Raw genomic sequence first — 13390 nt, forward strand, 5'->3', positions numbered from 1 at the left:
TCAGCTGCTCTCCCAAACGCCGTTGTGCGTCCGTGCGGTGGGCCTGGGCCGTCTGTTGCGCCCGGGGCCCCCCCCCCGGGGGGCGGGGGGCGGCCGCCCCCCCCCCCCCCCCCCGGCACCTGCCGTACCGGTACTGGAGTGGAGAGACCGTGTCCGAGACCCTCATCCCCGGCCCTGTGCCCCGGGCCGCCCGCCGTCGGCGGGCGGCGGCCGGGGCGGCCCTGGCCCTCCTGGTCGCGGTGACCGGATGCACCGGCTCGCAGGAGTCCCCCGCCGCGGCGGACCGCACCGGCGGCAGCACACCGGTCGCGGTCACCGGACCGCTGTGCGACGCGCTGCCCTCGGGGACCGAGCCGGGTAGTCCGGGCTCGCTGGTGGACCGGTCCCCCGCCCAGGCCCTGACCTGGATTCCCGTGCTCACCATGTTCGAGGCGGCGGTGCGGGCCACCGGGATGACCGAGGAGCTGTCCGCCGCGGGCGGGCTCACCATCCTCGCCCCCACCGACGACGCCTTCCGGGCCAGGTTCTCCACCGCCAACCTGGACCAACTGCTGCTCAAGGACACCGCGACACTGCGCGGGCTGTTGAAGGAGCACCTGGTCGCGGGGGCCCGCCCGGTGGCCGACCTGGCGTCCGCCGGTACCGTCACCACCCTGGCGGGCACCACCCTCGCCGTCGCCCCGGCCGGGTCGGGCGTCCGGCTGGCCGACCGGGCCGAGACGATCTGCGCCGACTACCGGGCCGGTGGCGCCCGGATCCACGTGATCGACAAGGTGCTCGGCAACCTGCCGGAGACCGCCCACGAGGAGGACCACGCCCACTGAGCGGTGCTGCCCGACGGACGGCCGTCGACCCCGCACAAGGGGGTCGGCGGCCGTCCCCGTCCCCGGGGCGGTCGCCGCAGGTCCCGCCGCCTCCGCACCCGGTCGGCCGACGACCGGAATCCACCCGACTGACACGAACCGGCACTTTCAGGTGTCCTCCGTCACCTTGGCCCCTTTCGAGATGCGGGAACGGTCGTCATGCCCTTTGCTTGTTCCCAGGGGCGCGCCCGCGCGTCCCGGCCCGGCCATTCGGCCATTCCTCAGCACCGTTCCGCCGCCACCGCTGCCGGCGCGTCCCACCATGCACGGACGGAGATCGATTGTGACGACCCTGCGGGTCGACGAGCAGCCCACCAGCACCCCGGGTCGGGTCCACCGGCCCACCCTCACCTCCCGGCCCCAGGTCCCGACGCAGTCCGGAACGACGGGCACGCCCCCGCAGACCCGCCGCATCCTCATGCTCTCCTGGGAGTACCCGCCGGTCCTCGTCGGCGGACTCGGCCGGCACGTGCACGCCCTCTCCGTCGCCCTCGCCACCGCCGGCCACGAGGTCACCGTCGTCACCCGCCACACCGACGGCGCACCCCTCGAGGAGTACGCCGACGGCGTCCGCATCGTCCGCGCCGCCGAAGACCCCGTCACCTTCCCCCTGGCCACCTCCTCCCTGCTCGCCTGGACCATGGCCTTCAACCACACCCTCACCCGCGCCGCCCTACGCGCCACCGAAGCCGGCACCTACGACGTCATCCACGCCCACGACTGGCTCGTCGCCCACACCGCCATGACCCTGCGCGAACACCTCGACATCCCCCTCGTCAGCACCATCCACGCCACCGAAGCCGGCCGACACCAGGGCTGGCTGCCCGAAGAGATGAACCGCACCATCCACGGCGTCGAGCACTGGCTGGCCGGCGAGTCGGGCCGGGTGATCGTCTGCTCCGGTTACATGCGTGACGAGGTGACGGGGCTGTTCGGCGTGCCGACGGGCCGGGTCGACGTGGTGCCCAACGGCGTGGAGCCGCACCGCTGGCGCGTCCCGGCCGCCGCGGTGGCGCAGGCCCGCGCCCGCTTCGCCGGGGACGGGCCGCTTGTCACCTTCGCCGGCCGGCTGGTCTACGAGAAGGGCGTGCAGCACCTGATCGCCGGGCTGCCCCGGCTGCGCGAGCGGCACCCCGGGCTGCGCGCCGTCATCGTCGGCGACGGGCCGTACCGCGCGGAACTGGAGGCCGAGGTGCACCGCCTGGGCCTCGGCGGCACGGTCAGCCTGCCGGGCTTCCTCGGCGGCACCGACCTGCCCGCCGTGATGGCCGCGTCGGACTGCTTCGCCGTGCCGAGCATCTACGAGCCGTTCGGCATGGTGGCCCTGGAGGGCGCCGCCGCCGGCGCGCCCCTGGCCGTCGCCGCGACCGGCGGGCTCGCCGAGATCGTCGAGCCCGGGGTGACCGGGATGACCTTCCGGCCGCACGACCCGGACGGGCTGACCGACGCGATCGACGCGCTGCTGTCGGACCGGGAGCGGGCCCGCCAGCTCGCCCGCCGGGCCCGCGTCATGGTGCACGAGCGCTACGGCTGGTCGGCCATCGCGCAGCGTACGGCCACCGCCTACGCGGCCGCGATCGCCACCGCGCCGGCATTCGCCGCCGAGCGGGTGACCCGGGGACGCGCCGTGCCGTCGATCGCCGAGGGTAACCTGCTCGCCGCCGCCGGCCTCCGCTGACGGTGCAGGGAAGGGCCCCTTCCTATCGTTTTTCGCATAGGACGGGGCCCTTCCCTACACCCCGTCGGGCGCGACGGCGGTGGGTACGACACGCCGAAGGCCGCCGACCCGTGCGGGGTCGGCGGCCTTCGGCGTCGGTACGGCCGGAACTCAGCGCTCCGAGAACGGGGTGTACGCCCGCTCGGGGGCACCGGTGTAGATCTGCCGCGGCCGGCCGATCTTGGTCTCCGGGTCGTTGATCATCTCGCGCCACTGTGCGATCCAGCCGGGGAGCCGGCCCAGCGCGAAGAGCACCGTGAACATCTTGGTCGGGAAGCCCATGGCCTTGTAGATCAGGCCGGTGTAGAAGTCCACGTTCGGGTAGAGCTTGCGGGAGACGAAGAACTCGTCGGCGAGGGCGATCTCCTCCAGCTGCATGGCGATGTCCAGCAGCGGGTCGGGCTTGGCCATCCGGCCGAGCACGTCCTGGGCCGCCTTCTTCACGATCGCCGCGCGCGGGTCGTAGTTCTTGTAGACCCGGTGGCCGAAGCCCATGAGCTTCACGCCGTCCTGCTTGTCCTTCACCTTGCGTACGAAGGACTGGACGTCGCCGCCGTCGGCCTGGATCTTCTCCAGCATCTCCAGCACGGCCTGGTTGGCGCCGCCGTGCAGCGGGCCGAAGAGCGCGTTCACGCCCGCCGAGACCGAGGCGAAGAGGTTCGCGTTGCTGGAGCCGACCAGCCGCACGGTCGAGGTGGAGCAGTTCTGCTCGTGGTCGGCGTGCAGGATGAACAGCATGTCCAGCACCTTGGCCATCACCGGGTCGACCTCGTACGGCTCCGCCGGCACGCCGAAGGTCATCCGCAGGAAGTTCTCCACGTAGCCCAGCGAGTTGTCCGGGTACAGCAGCGGCTGGCCGATCGACTTCTTGTACGCGTACGAGGCGATGGTGGGCACCTTCGCCATCAGCCGCACCGTGGACATCTCGACGTGCGAGGAGTCGAACGGGTCCAGGCTGTCCTGGTAGAAGGTGGAGATGGCGCTGACGGCCGACGAGAGCACGGCCATCGGGTGCGCGTCGCGCGGGAAGCCGTCGAAGAAGCGGCGCATCTCCTCGTGCAGCAGCGAGTGCCGGCGGATCCGCTCGGTGAACTCGGTCAACTGCTGCTGGGTCGGCAGCTCACCGTAGATCAGCAGGTAGGAGACCTCCAGGAAGGAGGACTTCTCCGCGAGCTGCTCGATCGGGTACCCACGGTAACGCAGGATCCCCGCGTCGCCGTCGATGTAGGTGATGTCGGACGAGCAGGCCGCGGTGTTGACGAAACCGGGGTCGTACGTCGTCATCCCGGTTTCCTTCAGCAGCTTGCCCACCCCGATGCCGGCGGGGCCCTCGACCGCGGATTGCACCGGCATCGAAAGCTGCCCACCGGGGTGATCGAGCTTGACTTCCGTCATGTTTCCCTCGCTTCGCCGGCAGATCTGCGTTGAATTGCCTTCGCTTTTACCGTAATCACGGTCGAGGAGATACCGCCCGTCGTGGTTCGACGGTGAGGCATGCGTCACCCGATTCCCGACCAGCGACCCGGGAAACCCGCGCAATCCGGACGCACAACCGCCAACCAACCCCACCTCACACCACACCACCCACCGCCCCGCCCTCGCTGCCACCCCTCCCCGCACTGTCCGCGCCACCCCACCCCGCCGCCCCGCACTGCCCCGCGCCGCCCCGCCGCCCCACACTGCCCCGCCGTCCCGCACTGCCCGCGCCGCCCCGCACTGCCCGCCCCGCCCCGCCCCACCCCACCCCGCGCCGCGCCGCGCGCGCCGCGCAGGTTGATCATGAAGTTTTTGCCTACGGAAAACGCATTCCAGGGCAACAACCTCATGATCAACGCTGGGGAAGGGCGCGGAAAGCGCGGGCCGGGCGGAAGCGCAGGCCGGGCAGGGCCTCGGCAGGGCGGGGCCGGGCCTGGGCGGGGCCGGGGCTGAGGCGGAGCTGGGCCCAGGCCGGGTCCGGGCGGAGTGGGGCAGATCTGGGCGGGGCCCGGGGCGGGGCGGTGGAGTCAGGTGAGGGTGAGGGTGAGGAGGGTGTTGTCGGGGGCCACGCGGTAGACGGTGAGGCGGTTGGCGCCAGCGTGGAAGAGGCGGTCGTCGGCGAGCAGGGCGGCGAAGCGGCGGCCGCCCGCGTCGCGGGGTACCACGGGAACGACCGCGCCGATCCGGCCGTTGACGGCGATCGCGAGGGGTGTGCCGTCGGGTACGTCGTCCGGCACGTCGCCCCAGACGGCGGCCGGCAGCCGTCCGGTGTCCGGGTCCACCGCGCCGAATGCGGCCAGGTCGGCGACCCGGGCGGTGCCGCCCGTCGGGCGGTCGCCGACGGCGGCGCCCACCAGCGGGTGGGGCGCGGGCGGCGCGATCGGGGCCGGCACGCCGCCCGCGACGGCGGTCGGCTGGCCGGGGCGGTCGTAGAAGACCTTGCCCGCCTCGGCGCGCGGGGTCTGCCGGGCGGACCGGCCGTCGACGGGCCCCGGGAGCCGGATGGCCGCCTCGTCGGCGATGGTGGGCAGCAGGTCGACGTGCTGCCAGTTCCGGTCGTCGATCCGGCCGGCGCGCTGGCCAGGGGTCTTGACGAACGTCGGCACCCAGGCGACCTCGTCGGGGGCGGTCAGGATGGCGCCCATGCCCCGGCCCTGGGCGCCGGGGGTGAAGCTGACGCCGTGGTCGGCGGTGACCACCAGCAGGGCCTGGTCGTAGAGGCCGGTGGACCGCAGCGTACGCAGGGTTTCCCCGATCAGCCGGTCGGTGTAGCCGAGCTGCGCGAGGTGCCGCCGACGGGCCAGCTCGGCCCAGCCGTCGCCGTCGTTCGGCAGGTCCGGCGGGGCGTCGTAGCGCGCCCCTGACGGCAGGTACGCCCACGGCGAGTGGGGCATCAGCAGGTGCAGGAAGTGCAGGGTGGGCCGGGGTGCCGGCCGCAGCCCGGCGAGGAAGCTGGTGAAGCGGGCCGGCTGGTTGTCGTCGAGGCTGTCCCAGCGGAACTTCGGGTCCGCCGGCACCGGTTCGGCGGCGTCGATGCCCGCCTCCGCGCGGGTCTGCTCGCGGTACGAGTCCTCCGGGTCGACGCGGCTGTCGACGGGGGCGGTGACCTGGCGCAGCAGCCCGCCGGCCTGCCGGATCAGCACGCCCATCCCCTGCTCCGGGCTGACCGGCTGCTCGCAGCGGCTGGGCGGGCAGAGCCGGGTGATGCTCTCCTCGGCGCGGACGTCGTACAGGCCACCGAGGGCGGTGAAGAGGTTGTCCGGGTACTGCGAGTAGTGCGGCGCCGCCGCCCGCTGCGGGTAGCGGCCGGTGAGCATGGCCGGCAGCGCGTAGGGCGTCCAGCCGCTGACGCCGGTGGCGTTGCGGTACCAGGTGGAGCCGCCGGCCAGCTCCGCGAAGTGCGGGAACCGGGCGGCGTCGATCCGCCCGTCCGCGCCGAGCAGGGAGACCAGGGGCAACTCGTCGAGGACCAGCACGACCACGGGCGGGTGGTTGCCGGGCCCGGCCACCCCGGCGGCGCCGCCCTCGCCGCGGGGCAGCACCACCGTGGAGGTGGGCGAGGCGAACACGAACAGCCCCACGAACAGCAGCGGCCCGGCCGCGGCCAGCCGCAGCATCCGCCCGGGCGCGCGCCAGCGCTGGTGCGCGGCGGCCCCGGCGGCCCCGGCCACCGCGGCGAGCAGCAGCAGCGGTACGCCCCGCAGCGGCGTACCGTGCCGGCCGATCTGCACGGCCAGCGCGGCGAGCAGCAGGCCGACCAGCAGGGTGTGCGTGGCCGAGCGGGCGGTGCGTCCGGCCAGGCGGGACAGCGCGCCGGGCAGCGCGACGGCGGCGGTGGGCACCAGCGCGACCAACGCCACCAGCAGCATGATCTCCCCACGGTCGGCCCGGTGGAACAGGAAGAAGTCGGGGCTGCGCCCGAGGACGTCCAGCAGCGGCTGGGTGACCACGAGCCCGACGAGCCCCGCCACCTCGGCCAACCGACCCAACTCGGTACGCCAGCCGCCCGGCCGGCCACCGAAAACCCGGCCTTCGGAAACCCGGTCGCCCGACGACGGCTCGCCCGACACCCGCTCGCCCGACGGCCGCTCGCCCGACACCCGCTCGCCCGACGGCCCGTCGCCCGACAGCCGGTCGCCGCACGTGCCGTCCGGGGGCGCCGGCTCAGCCACCCACGACCGCCGCGTAGAGCGTCCGGGTGCCCGAGGGCAGGTCGAGTCGTCGCGCGATCCGGCAGCGCGCGGCGAGCAGCCGCTCGAACTCGGCCGGCCGGTAGTCGGGGAAGAGCCCCTCGGGCTTGTTGGCCAGCAGCCGCCGGGCCATCGGGTCCTCGGGATGGACGAACTCCACCACCACCCGGGCGCCCGGGGCGGCGAGCCCGACGAGCCAGTCCAGCACCTCGGGCAGCGGCACGTTGCGCCCGATCGCCAGGTGGTGCACCACGGCCAGGGCGAGGACCGCGTCCGCCTCCACCCGGTCCGCGAACGAGGCCCGCTCGACGCCGCGCCAGCCGCCGCCGGGCGACGGGTCGGCGAGATCCATCACCAGGGGCAGGATCCGCCGCTCCCCCGCCGCGCGCAGGTCCCGGTAGAACCCGTCGACGACGCCCGGGTCCTGCTCGACCGCGACGACGTAGTCGGCGTGCCGGGCGGCGAGGCGGGCGTACCGGCCGTCGTTGGCGCCGAGGTCCAGCGCCAGGCGGGGTCGTGGTCCGTCGGCCAGCGCCTCGGCGACGAAGCGTTCCTTCGCGGCCCGGTCGTCGGCGGTGTACGCGCAGGTGCGCTGGTAGTCGACCCAGTGGCTGGCCGTGCGGCGGGGCTCCAGCCGCCGGACGAGCTTCTCGATGCCGCGTACGGTGGCCAGCGCCAACTCCCGCGAGTAGCCGGCGGCCCGCAGTTGGGACCGCACGTCGGCGGTGCTGGCCCGGGCGTTGCGTCGCTGCATGGCGTCGTGCAGGTGCACGTGGGTGGGCACGCCGGGCAGCAGCCGCCGGACGCCGCCGAACAGCCTGCGCATCTGCTCGGGCTCGATGCCGTCGACTCGGGCGCGCAGCCAGGGCTGGAAGTCCACCCCGAGGTGGGCGCCGAGCAGCAGCGGGTAGAGCAGCGTCTGGCAGAACTGCCGGTAGCCGGCCCAGGGCTCGCCGTCGCGGGCCGGGGTGAACGAGCCGACGTCGATGAACACCGGTTCGGCGCCCCGCCACTGGAGGTTGTAGGCCGACCCGTCCTTCGTGGTGAACCCGGCCGGCAGGGCCGCCCGCAGGATCTCCAGGTGCAGCAGCGCCGCGTCGCGCAGCATGGTGAAGGACCACTCGTACGGGTGGGAGACGAACGGGATGCGCTCGTGGCGCAGGACTGCTGCCCACCGGTCGGCCGACGGCACGGCCGGCGAGTCGACCGCCTCGGTGCCGCACACCTTGCCGGCGGCGAGCAGCGGTGGGAAGAACTCGCTGGCGGTCAGCGCGCGCCACTCCCCGGCGGCCTGCTCGTCCAACCCGCGCAGCACGTCGCCGTCGAGGTGGAAGACCCGGTTGGCGGGGTCGCGGAAGGAGGCTGGCTCGGCGCGCAGGCCGGTGCGGGAGTTCGCCATCGGCCGGGGTCAGCGCTGGTCGGTGGGCTGGCGGCGGAACCGGTCGACCAGTCGCCGCCAGTAGAGCTTGGCCGCCACCGCGGCGCCGGCCACCCCGCCGACCACCGCCTGCACGATCAGGCTGCCGGACCCCGCGTCCAGGTAGGCCAGGTGTTCCACCGACCGCTCCTTCCCTCGCGTCTCGATGTCGGCGTACGCGGGCAGGATCCTTGAGGGATTTGCCCGTAAAGCCGGACTTGTCTGACACGCTACGCCGATCGTCCCGGTCGTGAAGGGCACACCCGACACTCCGCCCGGTTGTCCGTTTCGTTCAAGACGGGCGCCGGGAGCCTCCCTACGGTGGGAGCCATGGCACCCAGACTCGATCTCATCGGCATGGTCAGCAGCGACCTGTCCCGCTCCCTCGCCTTCTACCGGCGGCTCGGCCTCGACATCCCCGCCGACGCAGACACCGCGCCGCACGTGGAGGTCACCCTGCCCGGCGGCATCCGGCTGGCCTGGGACACCGCCGACACCGTCCGCGCGTTCGACCCCGACTGGAAGCCCGGGGGCGGCGGCGGGGCAAGCCTCGCCTTCCTGTGCGCCGACCCGGCGGAGGTGGACCGGCTCTACGCGGAGCTGGTGGCCGAGGGCCACGAGGGTCACCTGCCCCCGTGGGACGCCTACTGGGGCCAGCGGTACGCGGTGGTGCTCGACCCCGACGGCAACGGCGTGGACCTGTTCGCCCCGCTCGCCGCGAGCTGAACGCGGATCGACCCCGCCGGACACCGGCACTCGACCCGTCGGGCCCCGTGGGCGATGGTGCGGATCCACGCGGCACCGCACCGGGAACGCGCGGAGCGTCAGCGCTCGCCCGGCCGGGAAGATCGCCGAGGGTTCAGCGCAACAGGGCGGTCGGCGGCACCCCGGCCAGGTCGCGCACGTCCCGCGTGAGATGGGCCTGGTCGGCATAGCCGCAGCGGGCCGCCACCTCCGCCAGCGGGGTGCCGGCGCGGGCCAGCGCCAGCGCCCGCCGCATCCGCAGGATCCGGGCCAGGGTCTTCGGGCCGTACCCGAACAGGTGCCGGCAGCGGCGGTGCAGGGCGCGCGGATCGAGGCCCGCCCCGGCGGCGATCGCGGCGACGGTGCCGCCGGCGGCCAGCGCGGCGGCGACCCGGGTTCCCAGCGGATCGGGCCCGCCGGCCGCGCCCAGCCGCCGTACGGCGATCTCCGTCAGCGCGGCGACCGGATCCGCCTCCACCCGCCGGGTCAGCCGGGCGGCCTCCCGTTCGCCCCACAGGTCGGCCAGGGCGAGCCTGCGGTCGCACAGCTCGACGGCCGGTACGCCAAGCACGGCGGGCCCGGTGCCCGGCGGGAACCGCAGCCCCACCCAGCGCTCCGCCGGCCCGCCACCGCTGAGGTGCGCCCTGCGGTCCGGCCCGGCCACCAGCAGCCCGACGCGACTCGACCAGAGCAGGTCGAGGCAGCCGTCGGGGAGCACCCTGGTCGGTGCGGCGCCCGCCGTCGTGGCGCTGGTCCAGAGCACCGCGCCGGCGAACCCGGCCGGACGTTCCCGGTACATGCCGCCCAGCCTGCCACGGCCGGGCTAGCCTCCGGGTGTGCGATGGTCGGTGCTGGACGCTCCCCTCGACTCCTCCGGACGCGGCCGGGGCGAGCACCGGGCGCCCGCCGCGCTGCGGTCCGCCGGGCTGCTGGGCCGGCTGGGCGCGGCCGACGCCGGCGCGGTCGACGCCCTGATCACCGACCCGGTACGGGACCCGGAGACCGGGGTGATCGGCGTCGACCAGGTGCGCCGCGCCGGCCGGGCGATCGCCGCCAGCACGACGACGCTGATCGGCTCGGGACGGCATCCGCTGGTGCTCGGCGGCGACTGCGCGATCCTGCCCGGCATCCTGGCGGGGCTGCCCGCCGGCTTCGACCTGTGGTTCCTCGACGCCCACCTCGACTTCGAGGACGGCCGCACCTCACCCACCGGTGAGGCGGCGGACATGGACCTGTCGATCGTCACCGACCACGGCCCGGCGGGGGTCCTCGACCGGGAGGGGCCGCTGGTCGACCCCGACCAGGTGCACCTGCTCGGCCACCGGCCGCTCGACCGGGCCGCGACGGACGGGAAGGAGGCCTCCCGGATCGACCCCGCCGTGCACCTGGTGCCGGCCACCCGGCTGCGGGGCGCCGACGCGGCGGCGGTGGGCCGGGATCTCGCCGTCGGTACGACGCCGGCCTGGCTGCACCTCGACCTCGACGTGCTCGACCCGCTGGTGCTCCCGGCGGTCAGCTATCCCGAGCCGGACGGGCTGGACTGGGCCGACCTCATCGCGCTGGCCCGACCACTGGTCCGCTCGGGTCGGCTGATCGGGATGAGCGTCACCGACTTCAACGCCGACGAGGACCCCGACGGGCGGCACGCGGAGCGTGTCGGGCAGGCCCTCGCCGAACTGCTGGCCGACTGACCGCCGCCCGTCCGGCCCGCCCGACGGTCACCGCGGCGCCGGCCCGTGGCCCGGCACGGCACGGGTCACCCGCCGGAGCCGGCCCGTGGCGCGGCCCGGCACGGGTCACCCGCCGGAGCTGGCTCCCGGCAGCCGGACGGTGAACACCGTCCGGCCGGGCCGACCGTCCAGCTCGACCGTGCCGTGGTGGGCCTCCACCACGGCGGCCACGATCGCCAGGCCCAGGCCGGTGCTGCCCTGCGCCCGGGACCGGGAGCTGTCGCCCCGGGAGAAGCGTTCGAACACCTCGGCCCGCAGCGCTGGCGGCACGCCCGGCCCGTCGTCGGCGACGCCGAGCACGGCGACGTCGCCGTCGACCCGCAGGGTGGTGGTGACCGTGGTGCCGGGCGGGGTGTGCACCCGGGCGTTGGCCAGCAGGTTCGCCAGCACCTGGTGCAGCCGGGCCGGGTCGCCGGGGACGCGGACCACGGTGTCCGGCAGGTCGAGCCGCCACCGGTGCTCCGGCCCCGCCACGTGGGCGTCGCCGACCGCGTCCACCACCAGCGCGGACAGGTCCACCGGCTCGACCACGAGGGGCCGGCCCGAGTCGAGCCGGGCGAGCAGCAGCAGGTCGTCGACGAGGCGGGTCATCCGGGTGCTCTCGGACTCGACCCGGCGCAACGCGTGGGCCACGTCGGGCGGCACCTCGTCCCGGCCGCGCCGGGCGACCTCGGCGTACCCCCGGATGGCCGCGAGCGGCGTACGCAGCTCGTGGCTGGCGTCGGCGACGAACTGGCGTACCCGGGTCTCGCTGGCCTGGCGGGCGGCGAGCGCGGCGCCGACGTGCCCCAGCATCCGGTTCAGCGCCGCGCCCACCTGCCCCACCTCGGTGCGCGGGTCGGTGTCGGCGGCCGGCACCCGCACCGACAGCGCGACCTCGCCGCGGTCCAGGGGCAGCTCGCTGACCCGGCCGGCGGTGGTGGCGACCCGGCGCAGCGGGCGCAGGGTCGCCCGCACGATCAGGGCGCCGGCCCCGCCGGCGACGAGCAGCCCCGCGGTCGCCACGCCGGCCTGCGCGGCGACCAGCCACCAGACGGTCTCCGACACGCCCGACAGCGGCAGGCCGAGCACCCGCACGGTCCCGCCCGGAAGCTGGCGCGCCACCACCCGGTAGGCACCGCGCTCGCCCAGCTCACGGGTGCGGGGCCGGCCGTCCGTGGGCAGGTCCGCGAGGCCGGCCAGGTCCCCGGCGGGGACGGCGCGTTCCTCCCGGTCGGCGAGGGTCCAGGCCCGGACCACCCGGCCGTCGGCCACCTCGGCGGCGACGGTCCCCGGCGGTAGGCCCCGGGGAATCCGGGCGTCCGGCCCGAAGGGTGGCGCCTCGAAGGGCGACGGCACGCCCCGACCGGGACCGGTCCGCATCGGCGTCAACTGGTCGTCGACGCGGTCGATCAGGAACTGCCGCAGCGCGACCGTGGTGATCCCGCCGATGGCCACGCTGACCAGGGCCAGCAGGGCTACCAGGATGACCACCAGGCGGGTCCGCAGCGACACCCCGGCCAGCCGGTGGCGCAGCCGGCCGGCGGCCCGCTCACTCCGCCGGCCGGAGGACATACCCCGCGCCACGCAGCGTGTGGATCATCGGCTTCCGGCCCGCGTCGATCTTCTTCCGCAGGTACGAGATGTACAGCTCCACCACGTTGGCCTGGCCGCCGAAGTCGTAGTTCCAGACGTGGTCGAGGATCTGCGCCTTGCTGAGCACCCGGCGCGGGTTGCGCATGAGGTAGCGCAGCAGCTCGAACTCGGTGGCGGTCAGCGTGACGGGGCAGCCGCCGCGGCGTACCTCGTGGCTGTCCTCGTCGAGGCTGAGGTCGCCGACGGTCAGCACCGCGTCCGGGTGGGCGGCGACGGCGAAGCCCGAGCGGCGCAGCAGCGCCCGCAGCCGGGCGATCACCTCCTCCAGGCTGAACGGCTTGGTGACGTAGTCGTCGCCGCCGACGGTCAGCCCGGCGATCCGTTCCTCCACCGCGTCCCGCGCCGTCAGGAAGAGCACCGGCACCGTCGGGGCCTGCTCACGCAGCCGGCGCAGCACCTGGAAGCCGTCCAGGTCGGGCAGCATCACGTCGAGCACCACGGCGTCCGGCCGGAACTGCCGCGCCGCATTCAGCGCCGACGTGCCGTCGCCCGCCGTACGCACCTGCCAGCCCTCGTAGCGCAACGCCATCGACAGCAGGTCGGCCAGGGTCGGCTCGTCGTCGACCACCAGCACCCGCACCGGCTCCCCGTCGGGGCGGCGCAGCTCGACCCGGCCCGCCCCGACCTGCCCGTCCGTCACCATGGCCCCCATCGTGCGCCGGGCCGCTGTGTCCGGCTTGTACGCCACCTGTGCCCCCGCTGTGTGCCGGCCGCCCCGTCCGGCGCCGGGCGACCCGCCGCCCGGTACGTGGCGGTGGTCGTCGCCGCCGTGGTGGCCCGACCACGACCGCTGGCCGCCCCACCCGACGGGCGACGGGCGAGCTCACTCGGTCATGCCCACCGGGTAGGTGTGCACGAAGCGCATCGTCCAGGTGCCGCCGCCGGTGGGCTGCTCGCGCTGGTAGAGGTGGTCCGGTCCGCCGGCCGTGGCCGGCCCGGCGCCGTCGGGGTGACGCAGGATCCAGTGCGCCGGCGGGGAGCCGTCCGGCTCGGCGGGCACCGCCCGGACCAGGTCGTGGGCCGGGCCGCCGACGAAGCGTACGGTCACCTCGCTCATCCGCGCGCCCGCCTTCCCGCAGTGCCGCCCCGCAGCGGCCCTGGCTCGCAAGCTACCGCAG

At 75.1% G+C, this 13390-nt stretch carries 12 protein-coding genes; 4 read left to right on the forward strand and 8 right to left on the reverse strand.

All coding sequences use genetic code 11. The annotated features are described in order from the left end of the window. The first annotated feature begins 149 nt into the window (after positions 1-149). Together ACGFNF_RS18755 and ACGFNF_RS18760 are read left to right on the forward strand one after the other, a co-directional pair. Complete coding sequence (locus tag ACGFNF_RS18755) at positions 150-824, forward strand: fasciclin domain-containing protein (RefSeq protein ID WP_393169343.1); 675 nt, start codon at positions 150-152, stop codon at positions 822-824. Between the two features lie 322 nt (positions 825-1146). Beyond that, positions 1147-2541, forward strand: coding sequence for a glycosyltransferase family 4 protein (locus ACGFNF_RS18760; RefSeq protein ID WP_393169345.1), 1395 nt, complete (start codon positions 1147-1149; stop codon positions 2539-2541). Between the two features lie 150 nt (positions 2542-2691). Here ACGFNF_RS18760 and ACGFNF_RS18765 read toward each other — a convergent pair whose 3' ends face one another. The 4 genes from ACGFNF_RS18765 to ACGFNF_RS18780 form a co-directional block, all read right to left on the reverse strand. Continuing rightward, complete coding sequence (locus ACGFNF_RS18765; RefSeq protein ID WP_357580978.1) at positions 2692-3975, reverse strand: citrate synthase; 1284 nt, start codon at positions 3973-3975, stop codon at positions 2692-2694. 608 nt (positions 3976-4583) lie between these two features. After that, complete coding sequence (locus ACGFNF_RS18770) at positions 4584-6626, reverse strand: sulfatase-like hydrolase/transferase (RefSeq protein WP_393169508.1); 2043 nt, start codon at positions 6624-6626, stop codon at positions 4584-4586. A gap of 94 nt (positions 6627-6720) precedes the next feature. Continuing rightward, positions 6721-8145, reverse strand: coding sequence for a methyltransferase (locus tag ACGFNF_RS18775; protein ID WP_393169348.1), 1425 nt, complete (start codon positions 8143-8145; stop codon positions 6721-6723). Between the two features lie 9 nt (positions 8146-8154). Next, on the reverse strand, positions 8155-8304 hold the full coding sequence (locus ACGFNF_RS18780) for a hypothetical protein (RefSeq protein ID WP_165947858.1): 150 nt from the start codon (positions 8302-8304) through the stop codon (positions 8155-8157). Positions 8305-8442: 138 nt separating this feature from the next. Here ACGFNF_RS18780 and ACGFNF_RS18785 point away from each other — a divergent pair, with 138 nt between their 5' ends. Beyond that, positions 8443-8889: a VOC family protein gene (locus tag ACGFNF_RS18785; RefSeq protein ID WP_393169350.1), complete on the forward strand. Its 447-nt coding sequence runs from the start codon at positions 8443-8445 to the stop codon at positions 8887-8889. Positions 8890-9022: 133 nt separating this feature from the next. Here ACGFNF_RS18785 and ACGFNF_RS18790 read toward each other — a convergent pair whose 3' ends face one another. Further along, positions 9023-9706, reverse strand: coding sequence for a helix-turn-helix domain-containing protein (locus ACGFNF_RS18790; RefSeq protein WP_393169352.1), 684 nt, complete (start codon positions 9704-9706; stop codon positions 9023-9025). A gap of 37 nt (positions 9707-9743) precedes the next feature. On the opposite strand from ACGFNF_RS18790, the gene ACGFNF_RS18795 reads away from it, so the two are divergent. Further along, complete coding sequence (locus ACGFNF_RS18795) at positions 9744-10598, forward strand: arginase family protein (protein ID WP_393169354.1); 855 nt, start codon at positions 9744-9746, stop codon at positions 10596-10598. Between the two features lie 105 nt (positions 10599-10703). Here the strand turns inward: ACGFNF_RS18795 and ACGFNF_RS18800 are convergent, their stop codons facing one another. From ACGFNF_RS18800 to ACGFNF_RS18810, 3 genes are all read right to left on the reverse strand, one after another. Continuing rightward, positions 10704-12140, reverse strand: coding sequence for a sensor histidine kinase (locus ACGFNF_RS18800; RefSeq protein WP_393169510.1), 1437 nt, complete (start codon positions 12138-12140; stop codon positions 10704-10706). A 28-nt stretch (positions 12141-12168) separates the two neighbouring features. Then, a complete protein-coding gene (locus ACGFNF_RS18805; RefSeq protein ID WP_393169356.1) occupies positions 12169-12915 on the reverse strand; it encodes a response regulator transcription factor in 747 nt (248 codons plus the stop codon). Between the two features lie 180 nt (positions 12916-13095). Then, positions 13096-13329 carry a hypothetical protein gene (locus tag ACGFNF_RS18810; RefSeq protein WP_327028105.1) on the reverse strand — a complete coding sequence of 78 codons (234 nt, stop codon included), beginning with the start codon at positions 13327-13329 and terminating at the stop codon, positions 13096-13098. Positions 13330-13390 lie beyond the last annotated feature (61 nt).

Origin of the sequence: Micromonospora sp. NPDC048868 (assembly GCF_043198195.1) — a bacterium.
Taxonomy (GTDB): Bacteria; Actinomycetota; Actinomycetes; order Mycobacteriales; family Micromonosporaceae; genus Micromonospora; species Micromonospora reichwaldensis.